This is a genomic window from Staphylococcus sp. 8AQ (genome assembly GCF_902506595.1).
Lineage (GTDB): Bacteria > Bacillota > Bacilli > Staphylococcales > Staphylococcaceae > Staphylococcus > Staphylococcus pasteuri.
Window position 1 is genome coordinate 1,887,565 of sequence record NZ_LR733871.1, and the last position, 18,878, is coordinate 1,906,442.

An 18,878-nucleotide genomic window follows, 5' to 3' on the forward strand; every position below is an offset into this window, starting at 1 on the left:
TACAATATAAATTTAATAAAATATTCACTTTTTATTCAATAAATATTAACAATACATTCAATATACTGTCACAAGTGTAATACTCAATTTAGAGTTAAAACTATAACTACAATAAATAAACAATTTTAATGTTTTAAAAAACTAAAAATACTAATAAAATTTTAAATTGACTCCCCTTTCACAAGCATTTATGACTATTTTTTATTATAATGACGTTACCGTACTTTTAATTAAGTAGATTGTTTAGATGAATAAAGGAGTCTATTTATATAAATGGAACAAATTATAACGAATTTTATTAGCCAATGGGGCTATACAGCTATTTTTATTTTAATTTTATTAGAAAATGTCTTACCTGTTGTCCCTTCAGAAATTATTTTAACTTTTGCAGGATTATTATCAGTTAAATCTCATTTATCAGTTTGGACATTGTTAATTATTGCAACGATTGCATCATTTATTGGATTATTAATTTTATACTATATTTGTCGTCTTATTTCAGAAGAAAAACTTTACCGTTTTGTCGATCGACATGGTAAATGGATGAAATTGAAAAGTAGTGATTTAAAACGTGCCAATGATTGGTTTAAAAGATATGGCGCATGGGCAGTATTTCTATGTCGATTCATACCAGTATTACGTGTATTAATTACCATCCCTGCAGGTATTAATCGTATGAATATTATTGTTTTCACATCTTTATCATTATTGGGTACAACTATATGGAACTTTGCGCTTATTATACTAGGTCGTTTGCTTAGCGATAGTTTTGGCGCATTAATGAATGGTATTCATACATATTCTAGAATTATGTATGTTATTATCATCATTGCCATTATTTACTTTGTTATTAGATATTTCGTAAAACGTAAACGTGTCAAATAATATATTATTACTTAACGCTAACATAGTGACTACTTTGTTGGCGTTTTTTAGTATGACCCCCTATTTGTTCCATGCCATAATCAATTAGCTCCCTCTAAAAAATTGTCATTTTCAAACTTGAAGCACTCTGAATATAAAAATATATTTTCAAATAAAGCTTTGCTATTGAAAATTAATCACTTTTTCTTGATAATCAAATGTAAGCGCATTAATTATTACAAAGACTGACTATATTGGAACTTATAAACAGGAGTGACAAATCATGACACATATTACTGAAAGTGAATTGAAACAAAAATATTTAGACTTACTATCACAACGTTTTGATAGTGCTGAAAAATTAGCTACAGAAATTATCAATTTAGAATCAATATTAGAACTTCCAAAAGGCACTGAACATTTCGTAAGTGATTTACATGGTGAATATGAATCTTTCCAACATGTTTTAAGAAATGGTTCAGGTAATGTCAGAGCAAAAATAAATGATATATTCGGAAATACGCTTAACGAAAAAGAAATTAATGATTTAGCAGCACTTGTATATTATCCTGAAGACAAATTAAAGTTAGTTAAAAATCAATTCAATGCGAAAGGTCAGCTCAATGTTTGGTATATTACAACTATCGAACGTTTAATAGAATTAACAAAATACTGTTCTTCAAAATATACTCGTTCTAAATTACGCAAAGCGTTACCAAAACAATTTGTATACATTATTGAAGAGTTGCTTTATAAAAATAATGAATATCAAAACAAAAAAACATATTACGAAACATTGATTAACCAAGTTATTGAATTAGAACAATCTGATGATTTAATTATCGGTCTTTCATATACTGTACAACGATTAGTCGTTGACCATTTACATGTAGTTGGAGACATTTATGACCGTGGACCTAAACCAGATAAAATTATGGATACGCTTATTAATTATCATTCTGTAGATATTCAATGGGGAAATCATGACGTATTATGGATTGGTGCTTATGCCGGTTCCAAAGTGTGTCTAGCTAATTTACTTAGAATCTGTGCACGTTATGATAATTTAGATATTATTGAAGATGCATATGGCATTAACTTAAGACCTTTACTTACTTTAGCTGAAAAATATTATAGTGGAGATAATCCAGCTTTCAAACCGAAAAAACGTCCTGACAAGGAAGTAAGTCTTACTCAACGTGAAGAACATCAGATTACGAAGATTCATCAAGCAATTGCAATGATACAGTTTAAGCTTGAAATGCCAATTATCAAACGTCGCCCATCATTTGAAATGGAAGAACGCTTAGTTTTAGAAAAAATTGATTACGACAAGAATGAAATTACTGTTTACGGTAAAACATACCCATTAAAAGATACATGTTTCCAAACTGTTGATCCAGAACATCCTGAAACATTATTGAAAGAAGAGGAAGATGTTATTGAGAAGTTACTCCTTTCTTTCCAACAATCTGAAAAACTTCGTCGCCACATGTCCTTCTTAATGAGAGAAGGAAAATTATATCTGCCTTATAACGGAAATTTACTTATTCATGGATGCATTCCAGTAGATGAAAATGGCGAAATGGAATCATTTGAAATCGATGGTGAATCACATAGTGGACGTGAACTATTAGATGTTTTTGAATATCATGTAAGAAAAGCATTTGACGACAAAGAAATCACAGATGATCTTTCTACTGATTTAGTTTGGTATTTATGGACTGGTAAATACTCTTCATTATTTGGTAAACGTGCCATGACAACATTTGAACGTTATTTTATTGAAGATAAAGCCTCACATAAAGAAGAAAAGAATCCTTATTATTACTTACGAGAAGATGTTGATATGATTCGTAAGATGTTAAAAGACTTTGATTTAAATCCTGATGAAGGCCGTATCATTAACGGGCATACACCAGTAAAAGAAATTGACGGTGAAGATCCAATTAAAGCAGATGGTAAAATGTTAGTTATTGATGGCGGTTTCTCAAAAGCTTATCAATCTACTACAGGAATAGCTGGTTATACGTTACTTTATAATTCATTTGGTATGCAATTGGTTGCTCACCAAGAATTTAATACTAAGGAAAAAGTATTATCAGATGGTGCGGATGAGTTATCAGTTAAACGTGTTGTTGATGAAGAACTAACACGTAAAAAAATTAAAGACACTAATGTAGGACATGAACTACAATCTCAAATAGATATTCTTAAAATTTTAATGCATGATAGATACTTAAAATAATATAAAAACAGAGCGATAATTGAGTAGAATTCCAATTATCGCTCTGTTTTTATATTTTATAATATTTTTTTCTTTTAAATTAATTATCCCTTGCTATAATAATACTATCGTCTATGCTTTAGACGTCCTAATGACGTGTAAAGGAGGTGTTATGATGCGGGATATTCTGATAAATATTCTGGCAACCATAACAAGCGGTTGCATCATTGCTTGGTATACTAATTGGTTACGCTGCCGCAATGATAAAAACAATAGACGTAAGTAACCACACCTATAAGAATCCCCTCACTATCACCAGTAGTGAGGGGATTGGTGTTATATGCGAGATATTTCTGATGTTATATTAACATTATTTTTTTATAAAAGCAATATTTTATACGTTATAAACATTTTTTAATATACCATATGTCCCATGTTCTTCTTTAGGTAGTGAATGATTATTCCTTTTAAAAGTGACATTTTTATTTTCATTAATATAATAAATTAACATATCTTTATCAGTAATTTCATGATATCTTTCGGCAGGCACTTCTATAATATTATGTTGTGTTATATAGTTATCAAACCATCTTGGTGTATGATTTTCATCAAATAAAATATGATTTCGAATAGGACCATTTAAATTATTACGTGATTGTTCATCATTAAATGATACCGGCATCATATGGACATTATTCAAACCAAATTCAGGTACTAGTTCATTAAATGCTAAACTATTAAAAATAAATGATTTCGTCATCAATATACACTTATTATATCTTAGTAAATCTGAATATATACGGTCGTTACTAGATAATAAATTCCCTTTAAATACTTCAAAACCCTGTTGATGTGCTTTATCAGAAGTGTTTTCAAATAAATTGAACATCATAATTGGTATACCATGATCTTTAAGCATACTTCCTAAATGAAACGAGAATTCACTCTCTCCAACAATAATAACACCCGGTGGCTCATTACTTGCTACACCTAACATCTTACTTAATGGCGTAAAGCTAAATCCATAGATGACAACTGTAATAAATACAAGTCCAAATGTAACTGGTGTTATGTATTGAGCCATTTTGACACCGTCATCCATAAACAAACTTGAAAAGAATTGTGCAACGGTAAGTACAACAATACCTCTAGGCGCCATTAAGGCTACACTAACACGTTCTCTTTTAGTTATTTCTGTTCTAAATGTAGAAATGATAACCGATAAAGGTCTTACAAGTAAAATCATTACAACACTAAATACAAGTAATTGCCATGATAGTACATTTAGTAATACATCTTTAGTAAGTGATGAAGTAATTAAAATAAATACTGTTGAAACCATTATTGTTGATGCATTTTCGATAAAATGATCAGATTCCTTAAACATTAAGTCATGACGTTTATTTCGTGCCATTATAAGTCCAAATATGGTTACAGATAATAATCCAGATTCTGCTAAAATTTCGTCACAGATACTAAATATTAAAAGTATAAATACCAGTTGTATTGGCGGCATTAAACTTTGTGGTATCATGTCACGTTTAATTAACCAATTAAATAAGAATGATGCACCAAAACCTATTAAAACAACGCTTAAAATTTTTAAGATAAATAGTAAGATTACTAAAAAACTTATACCTTCATCAACAATTTGGTATACATAGAATGCTGATAGTGCCAACATAGGACCAATAGGATCTAATATGATACTTTCCCAACGTAATATTGAATCGACATTTTTCTTTACCTTTGCTTGTTTTAACAATGGTTGGATTACTGTAGGGCCAGTGATTAAAAATAATCCACCCATAACTAATGATACTGAAATTGGAAAATCTAATACAAAATGTAATGCAATTGCACCTAAAATCCATGCAATCGTTGCACCTACAGTAATAATTCTGATGACCGCTTTCGATATCCCTTTTAACTCTCTGAAATCTAAATTACTACTACCTTCAAATAATATAACGGCTACTGCTAATGAAACTATAGGACTAAATACTTCCGATCCCATTGCTTCTTTAGGATTCGCTATGCCTAATATTGGTCCAATTAACAGACCTACAATGGCCATTACTACTATGGATGGCCATTTTATTTTATTTGCTAACCATTGACTGAATATACCTAATGCTAAAAATACAACAATCATTAGCATTAAAGGTAAATCAAATATCATAACAACACCTTCTTCAACTTTTACACTTTTTCCAATCAATATTTGCTAATACTATCAAAGTATCATCATTAATGCATTAATATTTCTCATATTTTTTATATTTACTATTTTACACTAATCATTTTGTCTTTCATTATTTTTTTATATTTCGCAGCTACAGTACGTCTTATTCACACAATAGTCCACATACAATGTACTCAGGTATTTATTTTTAGTATTATTTCGTCTAAAATAGAAAGATATGAATTTTTAAGATAATTATAATTAAAATTGAAATCTCATTAATTTTGACATGAAGGGATAAGAACATAAATGAATATAGCTAAAGAGTCCATTATAGTGGCTTTCGCATTTGTAGGCGTTGTCGTAGGTGCAGGATTTGCGACTGGTCAAGAAATATTCCAATTTTTCACTAGCCATGGTGTTTATAGTTTAGGTGGCATCATTGTAACAGGAACTATTATTACTCTAGGCGGAATCTTTGTTTTAAAGACAGGTTATCGACTAAAATCAGGTAACCATTCAGAATCAGTACATTATTATTTACATCCAATGATTGCTAAAGTCTTTGATTTAATATTAACTGTTTTTTTATTTTCATTAGCTATTATAATGACAGCTGGCGGAGCCTCTACTATTCATGAGAGCTTCAACGTGCCATACTGGTTGAGTTCATTATTACTAGTCATTCTTATATTATCAACATTATTTTTAAAATTTGATCGTCTCATTGCAGTACTAGGAGGAGTGACACCGTTTCTAGTAGCAGTTGTAACAATGATAGCTATTTATTATTTTGCATCAGGTCATCTTAACTTTAATGCAGCTAACCAATACTCAAATCATCATAAATCTATTTCACCTGGATGGTGGTTTGATGGTATCAATTATGCTAGTTTACAAATTGCGGCTGCGTTCAGTTTCTTCTCAGTTATGGGTGGCAAATTAAAATATCGTCAGTCAGCAACGTATGGCGGACTAATAGGCGGTGTCATCATCACATTTTTAATATTAATGATTAATTTAGGTCTTGTAACTCAATTTAATCAAATTAAAGATGTTGCGTTACCTTCCCTATTATTAGCTAAAAATATTTCACCATCCATTGGACTAATTATGTCAGTCATTATGATTTTAGTAATTTATAATACAGTAGTAGGACTTATGTATGCTTTTGCTGCTAGATTTAGTAAACCCTTCTCGAAACGTTATTATATATTGATTATCACAATGGCATTCATTACGTTTATATGCACTTTCGTTGGATTTATATCACTTATTGGAAAAGTATTCCCTATTATGGGGTTATTTGGATTTATACTTCTCATACCTATATTCTATAAAGGGTTCACAAAAAGTTAGAGCATTGTTGCTCTAACTTTTTTTATGTCTAAATTTAATTTTAATATTTAATCACTGACTTTTAGGGAATATTTCAAGTGGAGGTATGTTATATGACTAATCAATTATTTATAAACAATGAATTTATAGAAAGTAATTCAAACGAAACAATGGATGTAATTAATCCAGCAACTGGTGAAAAGATAGATACGATTACATTTGCGACGACTGAGGAAGTTAATGAAGCTATCGAGAAATCTAAACATGCACAATTAGAATGGGAAAAAGTTCCACAACCAACTCGTGCCGAACATGTTAAATTATTAATCCCATTACTTGAACAAAATAAAGAAGAACTTGCACAACTTTACGTCAAAGAACAAGGTAAAACATTAGCCGAAGCTCAAGGTGAAATTGATAAATCTGTTCAATTTATTGATTATATGACTAGTTTAAGCATGAGTAATAAAGGCGAAGTTTTACAAAATAGTGTAGAAAATGAAACTATTCAACTCACTAAAAAACCTATCGGCGTAACAGCTGGTATTGTACCTTGGAATGCTCCTATTTTAGTATTATTACGTAAAGTCATTCCTGCTATTGTAACAGGTTGTTCTGTTGTCATTAAACCTAGTGAAGAAACAACATTACTTACCCTACGTTTAGCTGAAATTTTTAAAGCTTCAACGATTCCTGCAGGTTTAATCCAAATCGTCCCAGGTACTGGTGAAACTGTTGGTACACAATTAGCACAACATAAAGATATCAAATTAATATCTTTAACTGGTAGCATGCGTGCCGGTAAAGCCGTATTTGAAAATGCAGCAAACACAGTTAAAAAGGTAAACTTAGAATTAGGTGGAAACGCCCCTGTCCTCGTAACGCCAAATGCAAATATTGATAAAGCTGTGGATTATATTGTAACTGCTCGTATTAAAAATGCAGGCCAAGTATGTACATGTCCTGAGAGAATATTTGTACATGAAGACGTTCATGATAAATTTGTTGAAAAAGTAAAATCTAAAATGGAAGCTTTAACTGTAGGAGATCCTCTTGATGAAAAAACAGATTTCGGTGCTATTATTAATGAAACTCAATTAAATAGCATAGACGAAAAAGTACAAGATGCTGTTAATAATGGAGCTAAACTTGTATTAGGTGGTCACAAATTAGACCGCCCTGGTTATTTCTATGCTCCTACTGTTTTAGATAACGTTAAACAAACAGATAGTGCATTTAAAGAAGAAATATTTGGTCCTGTATTAGCAATCACAACATATAATGACTTTAATCAAGTTATTGAAGACGCTAATGATACAAACGCTGGCCTTTCTTCTTATATATTCTCAAATGATTTATCAGAAGTCATGACGGCAACTGAACGTTTAAAATTTGGTGAAGTATATGCCAATTGTGAAGCTGAAGAAGTTGTTAACGGCTACCATGCTGGTTGGAGAGAATCTGGTCTAGGTGGCGCAGATGGTATTCATGGTTTCGAGGAATACTATAATACTACCGTTTCTTATATTAGATATAGTTAAATTGTTTAAATGCTCTGCTGTAATTTTATCTAGCACTTCAATTTAATCTCTATTCTTATATAGCAAATGTTTTAAATTTTTATTTAGTGATAAATATACTATATACACAATAAAGGAGCGATGAATTATGGCTGAAGAAATTAAACAAGGTACAAATAAATTTTATGTTGGCGAAGATGAAAACGATCCTAAAGCAGTAATCACATTTAAAACTGCAGATAATAATGAAATTGATATTGATCATACTGGTGTTTCTGATGAACTTGGTGGACAAGGACTTGGAAAAAAATTAGTATATCAAGTTGTAGACTATGCTCGTAAAAACAATTTAAAAATTATTGCTTCTTGTCCATTCGCAAAAGATGTTCTTGAAAAAGATGATAGCGTACAAGACGTATATTTAGGTTAAATTGATAAAGTAGAAGTAATAAGAGGGATAAATGTTTATTTCAATTTATCCCTCTTTTTTAAACTTTTATCTTGAATATACTTTTTATATCAGTTATAATAAATATATTCAAAAGAGAGAAAAGCGGGGAATTAACTATGACATTTCATGATAAAACTGCAACACAAATTACAAATATTAATTTAAACGTCAAAGATTTAAACACAATGATTGATTACTATACAAACATTTTAGGATTTAATGTATTATCACAAAGCGACGAACAAGCTATTCTGGCAATTGGTAAAAGTGGACACACTTTAACTTTAAATGTACTTAAAGATGGCAGACAACCTAGTGCATCAGAAGCCGGACTATTCCATATTGCTTACTTACTTCCTACTGATACTGACTTAGCAAACTTCTTATATTACGTAGCTAATAAAGGTATGAGAATTGGTGCTGGAGATCATCTTGTAAGCCAAGCACTTTATTTCGCTGATCCAGAAGGAAATGGCATTGAAATTTATAGTGACCGTCCAAAAGATGGTTGGATTTGGAATGACGGATTCGTCAAAATGGATACTTTAGAAGTTGATGGACCTACATTATTATTAGAAAGAACTGAAGATGGCTGGGATGGTATGCCTGATGGTGCTAAAATCGGACATTTACATTTAAAAACTAATAGTTTAGAAGATGCTAAATCATTCTATATAGATCAAATTGGTTTTGAACATATTTCTAAATTCCCACAAGCACTATTTATGTCTACTAATAAATATCATCATCATTTAGCTGCTAACACTTGGCAATCAAGTAAAAAACGTGAAGATAATGATAATAGCTATGGATTATCTGGATTTGATATTTATAAACCTAATCAATCAAGCGAAATTTTAACTTCACCTGAAGGACTTACTGTACAATTACATTCAGATGAATCAAAAGTACCACAACAATAACTTCAATATAAACATAAAGCCAGTCCAAGACATTGTTTAAGTCTTGGACTGGCTCTTATTATATATTCACAAACCTCAGAAAGTATTAATATATATTAATATAATCCATTAGTTTCATTTGAAGTATCGATATAAATATTTTTTACTTGTTGATAGTTTTTAATTGCGTCTTTGTAAACTTCACGACCGATACCTGATTTTTTATATCCGCCGAATGGTGCGCCAGCTGGAATTTGGTTATACGTATTGATCCAGATACGACCTGTACGCATTGCTTTAGCTACATTTAATGCACGGTTTAAATTAGTTGTAAAGATACCACCAGCTAGTCCATATTCTGAATCATTAGCAATATCAATTGCTTCTTGTTCATCGTCAAATTTTTCTACTACTAGTACAGGACCAAAAATTTCTTCTTGTGCTAATCGATGACTATTATCTTTTAGTTCTATAATTGTTGGTTCAAAGAAGAAACCTTTATCTCGTCCATTATCAGTAAGGCGATGACCACCTGTTACAATGTTAGCACTTGAATCTTCTTCAGCTAGTTTGACATAGTTTTGGATTTTTTCTAGTTGTTCTTCACCAGTTTGACTTCCCATTTTAACATCATCTGCAAATGGGTCACCTACTTTAATATTTTCAAATGCTTCTTTTAATTTTGGTAATAATTTATCATAAACTGATGATTGGACAAGTAATCTAGATCCAGCACTACATACCTCACCTTGGTTGAATAGAATACCTAATTGAACACCTTCAATAACTTGATCAATATTAGCGTCATCAAAGATGATATTAGCACTTTTACCACCAAGTTCTAATGTAGTTGGTACAATACGTTCAGCACCTGCTTTAGCTACGCCATAACCAACGTCTGTAGAACCAGTGAATGATAATTTATCAACACCTTCATGATTGAATATAGCATCACCAGATTCAGAACCTTTACCAGTTAATACGTTAACAACACCTTTAGGTAATACTTCTTGGAATATTTTAGCTAATTCAATTAATGTTAAAGGTGTAGATGATGAAGGTTGAATAACAACAGTATTACCTGCAGCAAGTGCTGGTCCTAATTTCCATGATGCAAGTAAAATTGGGAAGTTCCATGCCACAACTGCACCTACAACACCAACTTGTTCATTTACTACTAAACTCATAGTATTTTGATCAATTTCATTGACTGAACCTTCATCAGTAGTTAAAACACTTGCGAAATATTTAAATTGGTTAGCCGCCATAGGTACATCTATAGTAGATGTTTCACGATAAGGTTTACCATTTTGTAATGATTCGATAGTTGCTAATCGTTCAGCATTTTCATGAATTTTACGGCTAATTTCTAATAAATAATCAGCACGTTCTTCTTTAGAAATTTTACTCCAAGCATCAAAAGCTTCAGTAGCCGCTGTTACTGCTTTATCAACGTCACCTTTACCTGCTTTAGCTACTTGAGCTAATTCTTCTCCATTTGCTGGATTAGAAACTGTTAATATTTCTCCACTTTCACTTTTATGAAACTCGTTATTTATAAATAAGCCATAGCTTTCATCTATATAATCTCTTACATTAATATTTGCCATCGTATCCCGTCCTTTTATAATTTTTGAAATACTGTAGGAAATGTATTAAACAATATATAAAGTTATATCGAAAATGTAAACGTTTACTTTTCCTTAGTTATCATTCTACATCCATACGCTATGATTAAAAAATAATGTGCTCACAAGGATGTACACTTTAAGTTTACCCTGCAACATATGATTCTATTCATCAACCCAAAATAAGAGCGATGATTGAAATAATAATTAAATCGAATTATTTCTCACCGCTCTTTCTTCACTTAAAAATATTTATTTACTCAAACCACTCAATGACATCGTTATAATTTTGACGAACTTTACCGTGTGGTGGTTCATCAGCACGATAACCAAATGCTGCCATTACAGAAATACCAAAATGATCTGTATCTAAAATACCTTCATCTTTTAAAAGGGATGTCACTTCATCTAAATCAAAGCCTTCCATTGGACAAGAATCAATGCCTAAAAGCGCTGCACTTGTCATCATATTTGCTAAAGCAATGTATGTTTGTTTACTTGCCCAATCAAACAATGTTCTTTCGCTATCATTAATATGGAAATTAGTTTGGAAATTATCAAATTTTTCATAAACTGCTGGTAATGTACTTTCCTTATAACCTTTAACACCTTTTACTAAATCTTGAACGAATTGAGATTGAGACGTTACATTTTTACGCGCAAGTACGATTACAAAATGGCTTGCTGAATCAAGTTGTTTTTGAGCGCCCCAACTGTAAGGTTTCAATTTGTCTCTCAATACTTTATTTTGCACAACTACAAACTTCCATGGTTCTAAACCTAATGAACTTGGTGACAATCTTCCCGCTTCCAAAATTGTTTCAAAATCTTCTTTTGGAATGATTTTTTCAGGATCAAATTGTTTTGTTGCATGTCTAAAATTAAACGCATCTATAATTGTTTGATTCATATTACTCATAAAGGTACCTCCATATTATTATTATGGATATTATATCTTAAAAGATGCCCTCTCTAAAATAATTGAACTAATTCATATTTTAATGCTTGTTAACATACATTTGTAATTAAACATATAAAACTATTTCTATTCAGATTTCAAAAAAACTAATTTTTAACTTGATTTGTGAAAATATTCACAATATAATGTGGATGTAGGTTATAGTTTTACTTATTTTTTATATCATACTATTTGTTAAACAACTTTTTATAATTTTTGAAATGGGGTAATTTCATTATGACAAGAATAATGTTTTTCGGTACTAGAGAATATGAGAAAGAAATGGCGTTAAACTGGGGTAAAAAGAATAATATAGAAGTCACTACTTCACCTGAATTACTTAGCAAAGACACTGTTGATCAACTTAAAGATTATGATGGTGTTACGACAATGCAATTCGGTAAACTTGAAGACGAAGTTTATCCTAAATTAGAATCTTATGGCATTAAACAAATTGCACAGCGAACTGCTGGATTCGATATGTACGATTTAGAATTAGCTAAAAAGCACGGTATCATTATTTCAAATGTACCTAGTTATTCACCTGAAACTATTGCTGAATACTCTGTATCAATAGCATTACAATTAGTACGTAAATTCCCTGCTATTGAAAAACGTGTACAAAATCACGATTTCACTTGGGCAGCACCTATTATGTCACGTCCTGTTAAAAACATGACTGTAGCTATTATCGGTACTGGACGTATTGGTGCAGCAACTGCGAAAATCTATGCTGGTTTCGGTGCAAAAATCATTGGTTATGATGCTTATCCAAATGAGTCACTCGATTTCTTAGAGTACAAAGATTCAGTAGAAGAAGCTATTAAAGATGCTGATATTATTTCTTTACATGTACCAGCAAATAAAGATAGCTATCACTTATTTGATAAAGATATGTTTGCCAAAGTAAAAGAAGGTGCCGTGCTAGTTAATGCTGCTCGTGGTGCCGTATTAGATACAAAAGCTTTAATTGACGCTGTTAATAATGGTCCTTTATATGGAGCAGCTGTTGATACTTATGAATTTGAATCACCTTACTTCACATTTGATTGGACTAATAAAAAAGTTGAAGATGAAACGTTATTAGAACTCATTGAAAATGAAAATATTTTATTAACACCTCACATCGCTTTCTTCTCTGATGAAGCCGTTCAAAATCTTGTAGAAGGTGGATTAAATGCTTCATTATCAGTTATCAATACAGGTACTTGTGATACACGTTTAAATTAAGTGTATAAATAAAATGCGACGTAGTGATTCAATTAGAGTCACTTCGTCGCATTTTTATTATTTGTGATTATCAAGTACCATTGTTTCAATTGTTGTTAACACGCCTTGCTCATCATTACTTGGTGCAACGTCATACGCTATATCAAACAATGAGGCGTCTTGACTATTTTTCATTACATAACTATATTGCGCTAGTTCTAGCATGTCCTTATCATTATTTGCATCACCAAAAGCCATCAATTCAGAAGGTTCTAATCCCCATAATTCAAGCAATCTATGTAAAGCTTGTCCCTTTGTCATATTTGGCATAATAATATCAATACTATCATGACCACTTGATACTAATTTAATAGTTTCTGGGAAACGTTCTTGTAAATCTTTATCTAATTGTGGATGTGTTTCTCTATTAATGTTTAAAGCTATTTTGACATATTCATCTTCTGGTAAATTTTGTAATTGGGATATTTCACTTAATTGATGGTAATAAAATTTTGTATCCTCTTTAAAATCTTCTGGTGTGTCTTCTAAAATATAGGCACTTTCTAAACCACATACAACTAATTGATCAATTTGTCTTTCTAAATTTAAATAATCAATGACGTCTTGATAATCTTGATGATTAAAACTTCGATATTGATATAATTCGTTACCTTTATATATCACTGCGCCATTTTCTGCAATAAAAAACATGTCTCTCTCACCAAAAATAGACTTTAACTTTGCATATTGATTTCCACTAGCAGCTATAAATTCTATGCCTTTACTTTTTAATGCTTTAAAAATTCGTTCGAAACGTTCTTTATCGAATTGTTTTTTTGAATCTAAAAATGTCCCATCCATATCAACGGCAATTGCTTTAATCACATGTAGTCCCCCTATCTCATCTTTATCCTAATTATAGACAACATTTCAAAGACAATGAAGATGACCTATTCAGACTGAAACTATATTCACAATTTGAAATTACTTTCATTATTGAAAAATAAAAATGATGAACACCTTCACCATTGATTCATAAGAAGTTGTTCATCATCTAAATATCTTTTCTATTTAATTTCTTTCGCGACAAATATTTTACGTTTTTCCCAAACTCCAGTTTCTTTATTATAATTATCACAAGTAATCAATGTTAATTGATTTTTTTCACCTTTATGTTCATCTAGTACTTTCACATCAGATGGATCAACATCTCTAATACTTGTCATTTTATATTTTCGTGTCTCATTACCTACTTTAAAGTAAACTTTACTTCCCTTTTTAGCAGCTTTCAAATTAGTAAATTGATAATGTGGTCTGTCAGTAAATGTATGACCTGCAATAGAAATATTTTGATCGCTTAGAGATTCGTTACCTTCTGCAAAGCTAACACCACGATTTAATTGTTCTGGTGTAGCTGGGCCAGGGTAAACTGGCTCTTCAATTTCAGCATCTGGTATTTTAATATATCCAGCCATTTTAGATTTATCCTTAGGAATTTCTGGTGTTTTATCTTTGGAATGTTCACTTTGTTTACTTTCTGTTTTATCATATTTTTCGATTTTATCGCTATTATCTTTTTCATGGAAATAATTATCAATATGAGGTTTAGCAAATAAATATATTGCTACTAATATTAAAATGACACCGACTATAGTCATTAATCGATTTGTCCATTTTTTCATAAATGTTTCTCCTTTAACTAAAAACGATATCATTGAGACCAAATTTAGCTATACTTTTATTTTGCTTTTAGTATATCATTAAACATTGTTCACTACATCATCTTTGAATAAAATTTTGTTTTCATTTAATGATACAAAATTCAAAATATATAAATCTTGCAATCTTTATTTAAATAGTTTCTAATTGATTGAGAGGTGATTAAGATGATTAGAGAAGCGCAAAAATCAGATTTAGAGGCTATATTAACGATATATAATGATGCGATTATTAATACTACTGCAGTATATACGTATGAGACCACAACTATAGAAGAACGTATTCAATGGCTTGAAAATAAAAAACAGAAAAATGAACCTGTTTTTGTATTTGAGGAAGATAATATCGTTCAAGGATTTGCAACTTATGGTTCTTTCAGAGATTGGCCTGCATATCTATATAGTATTGAACATTCAATTTATGTTCACCCTGACTATAGAAATAGTGGTATTGCGTCACAATTATTATCAAAATTAATTGAGGAAGCACAACAAAGTGGCTATCGTACAATTGTTGCAGGTATAGATGCTTCAAATATAGGTAGCATAAAATTACATGAGAAATTTAATTTCAATCATGCTGGCACTATTAAGCAAGTAGGTTATAAATTTGAACAATGGCTTGACCTTACTTTTTATCAACTTGATTTATATAACATAAAATGAGATTAAGTCAGATTGAATATCCATTACTTAACCTCACTAGCTTTCCCTATTTTCAATAACAAAACGAATGTAATAAAACATGAACACAATGATCATACTTAGCGATAATGATTTGAATAATAAATTCACCCAAGTTCCCTCTGATGTCCACAAATACGTTATCGTTGTGTTAATGATGAATGCTATAAAAATTAAAGTTAAACGTAGCATTGCACCAGCCCCTTTAAAATTATTTTATTTATTGGGATGTGCAATTGCAATAAGTTTTTTTAATCTTCAGAAAAATAAATGATTATATTTCCATATATTAATAAAAACATATGAAAAAAGCACTTAAGTACCAGAGTTATCCGGCACTTAAGTGCTAAATTATGATTAATGAATTAGTTGTTTTTTACCATATCTTCAGCTTCACCAAAGATTTTACGTTTAATTTCTTCACCAGTTGGTGTTCCTGCTAAACCACCTAAACCAGTTTCACGTAATGATGCTGGTAAATTTCTACCAATTTTATCCATAGCGCTAATCACTTCGTCAACAGGTATTCTACTTTCAACACCTGCTAATGCAAGGTCAGCTGAAATTAACCCATTACCTGAACCAATTGCATTTCTCATAACACAAGGAATTTCTACTAGTCCAGCAACTGGGTCACAAACTAGACCTAACAAGTTACTGATAGCTAATGCCATTGCATGACCTGATGCTTCTGGAGAACCACCAAAAATTGCTACTGCTGCTGCAGCTGCCATTGCTGATGCAGAACCTACTTCTGCTTGGCAACCACCTGTTGCACCTGCAACACTAGCATTATTAGCAACTACTCTTCCGAATAATGCTGCTGTAAATAAGAAATCTACCATTTGATCTTCAGTAATATTATGCGTTTTTTCTAATTTAAATAGTACGCCTGGGATTGTACCCGACGATCCAGCTGTAGGTGTTGCACAAATGATACCCATTGCTGCATTGACTTCATTAGTTGCTACCGCACCTTTAACTGCTTCAATCATTTCATGACCTGATAGCGCATGATTATTTTCGTTATAATCACGTAGTTTTGCTGCGTCATGTCCAGTATAGCCTGTAACACTTTCTACACCTTCGCCCGTAGTACCTTTAACTACAGCATCTCTCATTACTTCTAAGTTTTGTCTCATGTTTTCACGTACTTCATCACGTGAAAGTCCTTTAAGTTCCATTTCTTCTTGGATCATGATTTCTGCAAAGGACATATCTTTTTCAACTGCATAATCTATAGTTTCTCTAATTGAATCAAACATTTTGAATCCCCCTTAATTAATATAGGAAACGGTAAAATCACTGTATTTGTCTCTTAATGTGTCTAATGCTGATTCTTTGATTGCTTTATTTAATGGTAACACTACTAAGCTTTTATCATCATTAATTTGAGTTAATTCATCTTTGTATTCAATTGACATATCGTTTAAATCGTTAATCAAATGATTGATTTGCGCTTTATCTGCCGGTCCATCTACAGTTAAAATCGGTAAACCATGATTCATTTTCGTTTCTAAACCATTAACATGGATACCTTTTATCTTGATAGTTCCGCCACCAATTGAAATACCGATAACTTCTATATAGCGTCCGTTTGCATCTTTAGCTTTGATGAAAGCACAGTTTGGATGTTCTCCAATACTTTCTCCTTCATCTTCAATAATTTCTACTTCAATGCCTTCTTCTTCTGCGATGTCCAATGCTTTTTTAATTCTATTATCAAATGTACTATAACCCATTGCACCACCGACAACTGCAACATCTGTGCCATGCCCTTGATGTGTTTTGGCAAATGATTCATAATAACGAATTTCTAAACTTTTAGGTACATCACCTAAAACCGCTCTTGCTGAGTTTCCGATTTTTACTGCTCCGGCTGTGTGAGAGCTTGATGGACCCATCATAACTGGTCCAATAATGTCAAACGCACTTTGATAATCATAGCTTTTAGCCATCACTAAACACTCTCCTTAAGTTTGTTCTTTTTGCTCGGTACATTTAAACTTAAATTCATTAAATTGAATTTTTTAATAATCATACTCATGATGAACGCTAGTATTATACTTACAATAGCTACAATTACAATTGTAATAATCGCTCTAACTGGTTGGTTGAAACCGAATAATACGATCGCACCAGCAATTGGTGTTGCCATACCTTTAACGCCGATGACTACGCCCATAAATGTCACGATACAAGCGTTAACCATACCTATTATTGCATTTGAACCGTAAAGCTGTACTGGATATTGTGCGATTAAATCAATTTGAGTTAATGGTTCAATACCAACTGCAAATGCTTTAGACTTACCACCAATGTGTAATCTACTGAATAATACGTAGTTTACAAATGAACTTCCCATACATGTCATTGCACCAATTGCCATCGGTACTCCTGTTAGTCCTAATAAGCTTGTTAATACCATTGAACTTAATGGTGTCATACCTGTTACTGGTATTACCAGTCCTAAGATAATTGCTAGTGCATATGGGTTATTGTCGCCAACTGAAGTTACCGCACTACCAATTTGTTTAAGTGTAGCCATTACTCCTGGTGTAATAACGCTTGCTAAACCAAATGTAATTGCTGGAGCCAATAAAATAACAACAATTAAATCTAGTCCTTCTGGAACTTTTTTCTCTATTAATTTAATTCCAAAAGCCACAATATACGCTGCAATAAATGCTGGTAATAATTTGAAATCATGTAATACTAAACCAACAATAACTGCAAACACTGGAGATACGCCTAAATTTAAACAAGTTAGTATACCTACTGCTATACCACTTAAGCTTCCTGCTAAATCACCAATTTCTTGCAAAAATTTAATGTGGAATACGCCACCAATTGCATAACTTAAAAACGCTTGAGGTAAAAACGTTGCACAAGCAGCTCCTGATAAAGCTTGCAACCCCTGTTTACCATATGGCGCGAATTTTAAGAATAGCGTCATAATTACAAGTACTAATACTAAAGTACCCACTCCTAAGATAATATTCATTTCCCCAAAACCTCACTTTTATATTTTTAAGCCATAGTTATCGTACACCCTTAAGAAAGCGATTTCAACAACTAAAAAGGTTTAATTAAGACTAAAATGTGAAATCATTCACGAATTAATTGTAAAATGCACATTATATAAACTTAATACGTTTATATAGTAATTCTATTAGTGGTTTGTATTTTACATG

The 18,878-nt window shown here is 31.4% G+C and carries 18 protein-coding genes; 9 read left to right on the top strand and 9 right to left on the bottom strand.

Annotated elements, in window-relative coordinates:
- The first annotated feature begins 273 nt into the window (after positions 1-273).
- From GVY01_RS09385 to GVY01_RS09395, 3 genes are all read left to right on the top strand, one after another.
- On the top strand, positions 274-885 hold the full coding sequence (locus tag GVY01_RS09385) for a DedA family protein (protein ID WP_017636540.1): 612 nt from the start codon (positions 274-276) through the stop codon (positions 883-885).
- Between the two features lie 262 nt (positions 886-1,147).
- On the top strand, positions 1,148-3,112 hold the full coding sequence (locus GVY01_RS09390; RefSeq protein WP_017636541.1) for a fructose-bisphosphatase class III: 1,965 nt from the start codon (positions 1,148-1,150) through the stop codon (positions 3,110-3,112).
- A 154-nt stretch (positions 3,113-3,266) separates the two neighbouring features.
- On the top strand, positions 3,267-3,377 hold the full coding sequence (locus GVY01_RS09395; protein WP_108016997.1) for a type I toxin-antitoxin system Fst family toxin: 111 nt from the start codon (positions 3,267-3,269) through the stop codon (positions 3,375-3,377).
- A gap of 108 nt (positions 3,378-3,485) precedes the next feature.
- On the opposite strand, the gene GVY01_RS09400 is transcribed toward GVY01_RS09395, so the two are convergent.
- Positions 3,486-5,273, bottom strand: a complete 1,788-nt coding sequence (locus GVY01_RS09400; RefSeq protein ID WP_017636542.1) for a cation:proton antiporter — start codon at positions 5,271-5,273, stop codon at positions 3,486-3,488.
- 312 nt (positions 5,274-5,585) lie between these two features.
- Between GVY01_RS09400 and GVY01_RS09405 the strand changes: the two genes are divergently transcribed.
- From GVY01_RS09405 to GVY01_RS09420, 4 genes are all read left to right on the top strand, one after another.
- Entirely contained in the window at positions 5,586-6,635 is a 1,050-nt protein-coding gene (locus GVY01_RS09405; protein ID WP_026083443.1) for a YkvI family membrane protein, read from the top strand.
- Positions 6,636-6,727: 92 nt separating this feature from the next.
- A complete protein-coding gene (gene aldA, locus GVY01_RS09410; protein WP_017636544.1) occupies positions 6,728-8,155 on the top strand; it encodes an aldehyde dehydrogenase in 1,428 nt (475 codons plus the stop codon).
- Positions 8,156-8,282: 127 nt separating this feature from the next.
- Positions 8,283-8,564, top strand: coding sequence for a GNAT family N-acetyltransferase (locus GVY01_RS09415; RefSeq protein ID WP_017636545.1), 282 nt, complete (start codon positions 8,283-8,285; stop codon positions 8,562-8,564).
- Positions 8,565-8,701: 137 nt separating this feature from the next.
- A complete protein-coding gene (locus tag GVY01_RS09420; protein ID WP_017636546.1) occupies positions 8,702-9,508 on the top strand; it encodes a VOC family protein in 807 nt (268 codons plus the stop codon).
- A gap of 95 nt (positions 9,509-9,603) precedes the next feature.
- Here the strand turns inward: GVY01_RS09420 and GVY01_RS09425 are convergent, their stop codons facing one another.
- Positions 9,604-11,097 (bottom strand): aldehyde dehydrogenase family protein, encoded by a 1,494-nt coding sequence (locus tag GVY01_RS09425; RefSeq protein WP_017636547.1) that lies wholly within the window; start codon positions 11,095-11,097, stop codon positions 9,604-9,606.
- Positions 11,098-11,371: 274 nt separating this feature from the next.
- Positions 11,372-12,034, bottom strand: coding sequence for an NAD(P)H-dependent oxidoreductase (locus tag GVY01_RS09430; protein ID WP_017636548.1), 663 nt, complete (start codon positions 12,032-12,034; stop codon positions 11,372-11,374).
- Positions 12,035-12,310: 276 nt separating this feature from the next.
- On the opposite strand from GVY01_RS09430, the gene GVY01_RS09435 reads away from it, so the two are divergent.
- Positions 12,311-13,303 (top strand): D-lactate dehydrogenase, encoded by a 993-nt coding sequence (locus GVY01_RS09435; protein ID WP_017636549.1) that lies wholly within the window; start codon positions 12,311-12,313, stop codon positions 13,301-13,303.
- A gap of 57 nt (positions 13,304-13,360) precedes the next feature.
- Here the strand turns inward: GVY01_RS09435 and GVY01_RS09440 are convergent, their stop codons facing one another.
- Entirely contained in the window at positions 13,361-14,167 is an 807-nt protein-coding gene (locus GVY01_RS09440) for a Cof-type HAD-IIB family hydrolase (RefSeq protein WP_017636550.1), read from the bottom strand.
- Between the two features lie 182 nt (positions 14,168-14,349).
- Positions 14,350-14,964, bottom strand: coding sequence for a class A sortase SrtA (gene srtA / locus GVY01_RS09445; protein ID WP_017636551.1), 615 nt, complete (start codon positions 14,962-14,964; stop codon positions 14,350-14,352).
- A 204-nt stretch (positions 14,965-15,168) separates the two neighbouring features.
- Here srtA and GVY01_RS09450 point away from each other — a divergent pair, with 204 nt between their 5' ends.
- Positions 15,169-15,666 (top strand): GNAT family N-acetyltransferase, encoded by a 498-nt coding sequence (locus GVY01_RS09450; protein ID WP_017636552.1) that lies wholly within the window; start codon positions 15,169-15,171, stop codon positions 15,664-15,666.
- 36 nt (positions 15,667-15,702) lie between these two features.
- On the opposite strand, the gene GVY01_RS09455 is transcribed toward GVY01_RS09450, so the two are convergent.
- From GVY01_RS09455 to GVY01_RS09470, 4 genes are all read right to left on the bottom strand, one after another.
- Positions 15,703-15,876 (bottom strand): hypothetical protein, encoded by a 174-nt coding sequence (locus GVY01_RS09455; protein ID WP_096807728.1) that lies wholly within the window; start codon positions 15,874-15,876, stop codon positions 15,703-15,705.
- A gap of 173 nt (positions 15,877-16,049) precedes the next feature.
- The gene (gene sdaAA / locus GVY01_RS09460; RefSeq protein WP_017636553.1) at positions 16,050-16,949 is read right to left on the bottom strand and encodes an L-serine ammonia-lyase, iron-sulfur-dependent, subunit alpha; all 900 of its coding nucleotides are present in this window, start codon (positions 16,947-16,949) and stop codon (positions 16,050-16,052) included.
- 12 nt (positions 16,950-16,961) lie between these two features.
- Positions 16,962-17,642 (bottom strand): L-serine ammonia-lyase, iron-sulfur-dependent subunit beta, encoded by a 681-nt coding sequence (gene sdaAB, locus GVY01_RS09465; protein ID WP_017636554.1) that lies wholly within the window; start codon positions 17,640-17,642, stop codon positions 16,962-16,964.
- Positions 17,643-17,644: 2 nt separating this feature from the next.
- Complete coding sequence (locus GVY01_RS09470; RefSeq protein WP_017636555.1) at positions 17,645-18,688, bottom strand: PTS sugar transporter subunit IIC; 1,044 nt, start codon at positions 18,686-18,688, stop codon at positions 17,645-17,647.
- Between the last annotated feature and the right edge of the window lie 190 nt (positions 18,689-18,878).